General features: G+C 65.4%; 6 protein-coding genes and 1 pseudogene. 2 read left to right on the top strand and 5 right to left on the bottom strand.

Annotated elements, in window-relative coordinates; genetic code table 11:
• Positions 1–63: 63 nt before the first annotated feature.
• Positions 64–1,284: an argininosuccinate synthase gene (locus VE25_RS18755; RefSeq protein ID WP_046110197.1), complete on the bottom strand. Its 1,221-nt coding sequence runs from the start codon at positions 1,282–1,284 to the stop codon at positions 64–66.
• A gap of 113 nt (positions 1,285–1,397) precedes the next feature.
• Here VE25_RS18755 and VE25_RS18750 point away from each other — a divergent pair, with 113 nt between their 5' ends.
• Positions 1,398–2,045 carry a LysE family translocator gene (locus VE25_RS18750; protein ID WP_046110199.1) on the top strand — a complete coding sequence of 216 codons (648 nt, stop codon included), beginning with the start codon at positions 1,398–1,400 and terminating at the stop codon, positions 2,043–2,045.
• A 3-nt stretch (positions 2,046–2,048) separates the two neighbouring features.
• On the opposite strand, the gene VE25_RS18745 is transcribed toward VE25_RS18750, so the two are convergent.
• The 3 genes from VE25_RS18745 to rlmN form a co-directional block, all read right to left on the bottom strand.
• Positions 2,049–2,438, bottom strand: coding sequence for a VOC family protein (locus VE25_RS18745; protein WP_046110196.1), 390 nt, complete (start codon positions 2,436–2,438; stop codon positions 2,049–2,051).
• 26 nt (positions 2,439–2,464) lie between these two features.
• A complete protein-coding gene (locus tag VE25_RS18740; protein ID WP_046110195.1) occupies positions 2,465–2,929 on the bottom strand; it encodes a GNAT family N-acetyltransferase in 465 nt (154 codons plus the stop codon).
• 96 nt (positions 2,930–3,025) lie between these two features.
• Positions 3,026–4,261, bottom strand: a complete 1,236-nt coding sequence (gene rlmN / locus VE25_RS18735; protein WP_046110194.1) for a dual-specificity RNA methyltransferase RlmN — start codon at positions 4,259–4,261, stop codon at positions 3,026–3,028.
• A gap of 151 nt (positions 4,262–4,412) precedes the next feature.
• On the opposite strand from rlmN, the gene VE25_RS18730 reads away from it, so the two are divergent.
• Positions 4,413–4,772, top strand: a complete 360-nt coding sequence (locus tag VE25_RS18730) for a class I SAM-dependent methyltransferase (RefSeq protein WP_052732084.1) — start codon at positions 4,413–4,415, stop codon at positions 4,770–4,772.
• Here VE25_RS18730 and VE25_RS22480 read toward each other — a convergent pair.
• Positions 4,731–4,856: pseudogene (locus tag VE25_RS22480) on the bottom strand (IS5/IS1182 family transposase); the annotation flags it as partial. The gene VE25_RS18730 and the pseudogene VE25_RS22480 sit on opposite strands and share 42 nt — an antisense overlap.

Genomic DNA, 4,856 nt, shown 5'->3' with positions numbered 1-4,856 from the left:
CGACATCGGGGGTTGGGGGAATATCGGCGATCCACCGCCCCCTCACCCCTCCTCGGTCGAAACCTAGCGCGCCCGCTTGTTGCGCGCGGCCCAGGTCCGCAGCCGCAGGCCCTGGAGGCGGATGAAGCCGGCGGCGTCCTTGTGGTCGTAGGTGCCCGAGCCTTCCTCGAACGTGACGAGGTCTTCCGAATAGAGCGAATAGGGCGAGGAGCGGGTGACGAGGCTCGCCGAACCCTTGAAGAGCTTGATGGTCACCTCGCCGGAAACGAACTCCTGGCTCTTGTCGATCAAGGCCTGCAGCATCTCGCGTTCGGGCGAGTACCAGAAGCCGTTGTAGATGAGCTCGGCATAGCGCGGCATGATGTCGTCCTTCAGATGCGCCGCGCCACGGTCGAGGGTGATCGACTCGATGCCGCGGTGCGCGACAAGCAGGATCGTGCCGCCGGGCGTCTCGTAGACGCCGCGCGATTTCATGCCAACGAACCGGTTCTCGACCATGTCGAGCCGGCCGACGCCATGCTTGCCGCCGAGTTCGTTGAGTTTCGTCAGCACGCCCGCCGGTGAAAGTTTTTCACCGTTGACCGAGACCGCATCGCCCTTCTCGAAACCGATGGTGACGAGCTCTGCCGTATCCGGCGCCTTCTCGGGATCGACGGTCCGCTGGTAGACATAGTCCGGCGCGGGCTCACCCGGGTCCTCCAGCACCTTGCCCTCGGACGAGGTGTGCAGCAGGTTCGCGTCGACCGAGAACGGGGCTTCGCCGCGCTTGTCCTTGGGCACGGGGATCTGGTTGGCCTCGGCATATTCGATGAGCCTGGTGCGGCTCATCAGGTCCCACTCGCGCCAGGGGGCGATGACGCGGATGGCGGGGTCGAGAGCATAGGCAGTCAACTCGAACCGCACCTGGTCGTTGCCCTTGCCGGTCGCGCCATGGGCGATAGCGTCGGCGCCGGTCTCGTGGGCGATCTCGACCATGCGCTTGGCGATGAGCGGGCGGGCGATCGACGTGCCGAGGAGGTAGACGCCTTCGTAGACCGCATTGGCGCGGAACATCGGGAAGACGAAATCGGAGACGAACTCCTCGCGCAGGTCCTCGATATAGATCTCCTTGATGCCGACGAGCTCGGCCTTGCGCCGCGCCTCCTCCAGCTCGTCGCCCTGGCCGAGGTCGGCGGTGAACGTCACCACCTCGCAGTCATAGGTGGTCTTCAGCCATTTGAGGATGACGGAGGTGTCGAGGCCGCCGGAATAGCCCAGCACGACTTTCTTGATGTTCTTGCTCATCTGTACGTCTTGGTTGCAGGCCCGACAGCCGGGCGGAAATCGCGGGCACCCTAGTCAAGCCACCGGTCGCGTGCAATTGTCCCGTGAAAGATTTGCTTTCGGACCTGCTTTTGATGCCCGCCTTCCTGCCCGACCTCTCGGTCATCGCCGCCTTCGCGCTCGCGAGCTTCGTGCTGGCGGTGACGCCGGGGCCGGACATGGCGCTCTTCGTCTCGCGCACCATCAACCACGGCCTCGTCCACGGCTTTGCCACCATGGCCGGCGCGCTGACCGGCATCGCGGTGCACACCAGCCTCGTTGCTTTCGGCATTTCGGTGCTGATCGTCGCCGCACCCGCCGCGTTCATGGTCCTGAAGATCGCCGGCGCCGTCTATCTCCTCTGGCTCGCCGTGCAGGCGATCCGCGAGGGCGGGGGCCTGCTCGTCACCCGCGCCGCCGGCAACCGGCCGAGCCTGGCGCAGAGCTATTTCACCGGCCTAGGCATCAACCTCACCAACCCCAAGGTCGCGCTCTTTTTCGTGACCTTCCTGCCCCAATTCGTCTCTGCCGCCGACCCTGCCGCCTCGGCAAAGCTCCTGTTCCTCGGCGCCGAGTTCGTCGTCGTCTCGCTGCCCATCGTCATCGCCATCGTGCTTGCCGCCGAATGGCTTACGACGACGCTGAAAGAAAACCGCTGGGTGTCGAAGGCGCTCAACTGGAGCTTCGCGGCGGTCTTTGCCGCCTTCGCCGCAACGATCCTCTTCGCCGAAGGCCGGAAATAACCCTCAGCCCGCCCGCACCTGGCTCATGATGGCGAGCGGCCGGCCTTCGTTGTCGGAAAAGAACGCCATCCATTCCTCGGTGCCGTCGGCGTGGCGGTGGATCATGTGCGGGGCGCCGAGGAAGGTGATCCCGCGCGCCTGCATCTCCTCGTAGCTTTGCGTGATGTCGGCGACGCGGAAATAGAGGACGCCTGCCTGCGGCGGGCCGCCCTCGTCGTCGGCCGAGAGCATCAGCCGGGTGCCGCCGCAGTCGAAGAAGGCGAGAGGGCCGAAGGTGTAAAGGTGCGGCAGGCCAAGGACGTCGCGGTACCAGCGCTCGGCCGCCGCGATATCGGCGACTGAGCGGGCGATCTGCCCGATAGCGCCGAATGTCTCTGCTGCCCTAGTCTCCATCCGAACCTCCCTCGAATTGAACCATTCTAGCGCGGATCGTCGGCGATTTGCCGACCCCGATCGGGCACCTCGTCGATGTCCCATTCGTAGTAAGCGAAAACGTCCTCCTTGCCGGCAAAGCCGCGATAGAGGGCGTTGGCCGCGTCGTTGTCCGTCTCGGTGCCGACCCAGGCTTCGCGCGCGCCGCGCTCGCGGCCCCAGGCGAACATTTCGGCCAGCATCGCCCGCGCGATGCCTCGCCGGTGGTGGCTCGTGGCAACGCCCACTTCGTCGACATAGAGCTCGTCGACCTTGTCGGGATGCTTATGGATGACGGCGGCGCACTGGCCGACGACGAGATCGCCGTCGAGGGCGAGAATCATCAGGTGGCCGGGCTCGGCGAGATAGGCGGCGATGCGCTCGGGCACCACGGGTTCATCGAACACGTCCGGAGCGATATCGGCAAAGAACGCTGCGTCCTGCGGACCCAGACGCTTCAGGGTGATAGGCATGCGGAGACTCCTTTTCGCGGGAAAGGCGTCACCGGTTGTCGGATCAGACGTGCCGCGGGTTGGCTCCCGCGTGCACCGCGCCGGGTGGTGGATCCTCTAGAGGGCGACGGCACCCTCGAGCGCGTCGCGCTCTTTCTTGCTGAGCCGCTCGCTCTCGCTCTTCAGCTGCCCGCAGGCGGCGAGGATATCGCGGCCGCGGGGCGTACGCACCGGGCTCGCATAGCCGGCGCGGTTGACGATGTCGGCGAAGCGCTCGATGCGGTCGGACTTCGAGCAGCCATAATTGGTGCCCGGCCACGGATTGAACGGGATGAGGTTGATCTTGGCCGGAATGCCGGCCAAGAGCCGCACCATCTCGCGCGCGTCCGCGTCGCTGTCGTTGATGCCGTCGAGCATCACGTATTCGAAAGTGATGCGGCGCGCGTTCGAAAGCCCCGGATAGGTGCGGCAGGCGTCGAGCAGCTCCTTGATCGGCCACTTCTTGTTGATCGGCACCAGCACGTCGCGCAGGTCGTCGCGCACGGCATGCAGCGAGATGGCGAGCATGACGCCGATCTCGCGCCCGGTCGGCTCGATCTGCGGCACGACGCCGGAGGTCGAAAGCGTGATGCGGCGCTTGGAAAGGCTCATGCCGTCGCCGTCCGAAGCGATGAGCAGCGCTTTCTTCACATTCTCGTAATTGTAGAGCGGCTCGCCCATGCCCATCATCACGATGTTGGTGATGGCGCGGCTGTCGCCCTCGGAGCCGCCCGAGCCACGCGGGGCGGGCACCAGGCCGTCGGTCGGGCGCACGCCGCCGGGGAAGTCGCCGAGGCGCTCGCGCGCCATCAGCACCTGGCCGAGGATCTCGCCGGCGGTGAGATTGCGCACGAGCTTTTGCGTGCCGGTGTGGCAGAAGGTGCAGGTCAAGGTGCAGCCGACCTGCGAGGAGACGCAGAGCGTGCCGCGATCTTCCTCGGGAATGTAGACGGTTTCCACCTCGACCGGCGGCATCAGCGGGGCATGGGGATCGCGGAAGCGGAAGAGCCATTTGCGCGTGCCGTCGGACGAGACCTGCTCGGAGACGATCTCGGGCCGGTCGATGACGAAGTTGTCGGCCAGCAGCTGGCGCGTCGCCTTGCCGATATTGGTCATGGCGGAAAAGTCGGTCGTGCCGTTGACATAGAGCCAGTTCCACAGCTGGCTCGAGCGCATGCGCGCTTCCTTCTCGCCGACCCCAGCTTCGACCAGCGCGCCCGCAAGCTCCGCCTTGCCCATGCCGACGAGCGAAGGCCGCGCCTTGGCTGCCGGTCGCCGGGCAACGGCATGATCGAGGTCGAGAGCGATGCTCATGGCAAGCGAGGTCCGGGACTGCTGGGGGTTCGAGCCGCGCCCAATACCACAGGATGCCAAGGAAGGCAAAGTCACGACGACTTGCGCAATTGTCATCCAGCAGCGACCGCCCATATGTTGTGCGAACGGGTCAACTGCAAGGGCGTCGTCTATGACTTTGATCGACCAGACCCATGGCGGCACGTTCGACGATCACGATGTCGCCGCATACTACGCCTATCGCCCTCCCTATCCGCCCGAGCTTTACCGCTTCCTGCTCGACCTCGTCCCGAGTCGCCGGCGCGCGCTCGATCTCGGTTGTGGTCCGGGCAAGATCGCTCGCGTGCTCGCCGGACATTTCGATCGCGTGGAGGCCGTCGATCCGGCCTCTGCGATGATCGAGGCCGGTCGCAGGCAGGCGAATGCGCTTCCCAACATCGAATGGCTCGCAACGACGGCCGAGGACGCCCCACTCATCGGGCCCTATGACCTAGGGCGTGGACTCATAAGCTTTAGTCCAGATGCGGATTGAAGCGAGCAGGACGGCGGCGAGGAAGTTTCTTGCCAGCTTGTCGAAACGGGTGGCGACGCGTCGGAACTGCTTGAGCCTGCAGAA

Source organism: Devosia geojensis, from assembly GCF_000969415.1.
GTDB lineage: Bacteria > Pseudomonadota > Alphaproteobacteria > Rhizobiales > Devosiaceae > Devosia > Devosia geojensis.
The sequence above is the reverse complement of the archived record's forward strand: the minus strand, read 5'-3'. Positions and strand labels throughout refer to the sequence as shown.

Bases quoted from the DNA above. Each gene is read 5' to 3' on its own strand.
- VE25_RS18755 (WP_046110197.1), bottom strand. From the start codon at position 1,284: ATGAGCAAGAACATCAAGAAAGTCGTGCTGGGCTATTCCGGCGGCCTC.
- VE25_RS18750 (WP_046110199.1), top strand. From the start codon at position 1,398: ATGCCCGCCTTCCTGCCCGACCTCTCGGTCATCGCCGCCTTCGCGCTC.
- VE25_RS18745 (WP_046110196.1), bottom strand. From the start codon at position 2,438: ATGGAGACTAGGGCAGCAGAGACATTCGGCGCTATCGGGCAGATCGCC.
- VE25_RS18740 (WP_046110195.1), bottom strand. From the start codon at position 2,929: ATGCCTATCACCCTGAAGCGTCTGGGTCCGCAGGACGCAGCGTTCTTT.
- rlmN (WP_046110194.1), bottom strand. From the start codon at position 4,261: ATGAGCATCGCTCTCGACCTCGATCATGCCGTTGCCCGGCGACCGGCA.
- VE25_RS18730 (WP_052732084.1), top strand. From the start codon at position 4,413: ATGACTTTGATCGACCAGACCCATGGCGGCACGTTCGACGATCACGAT.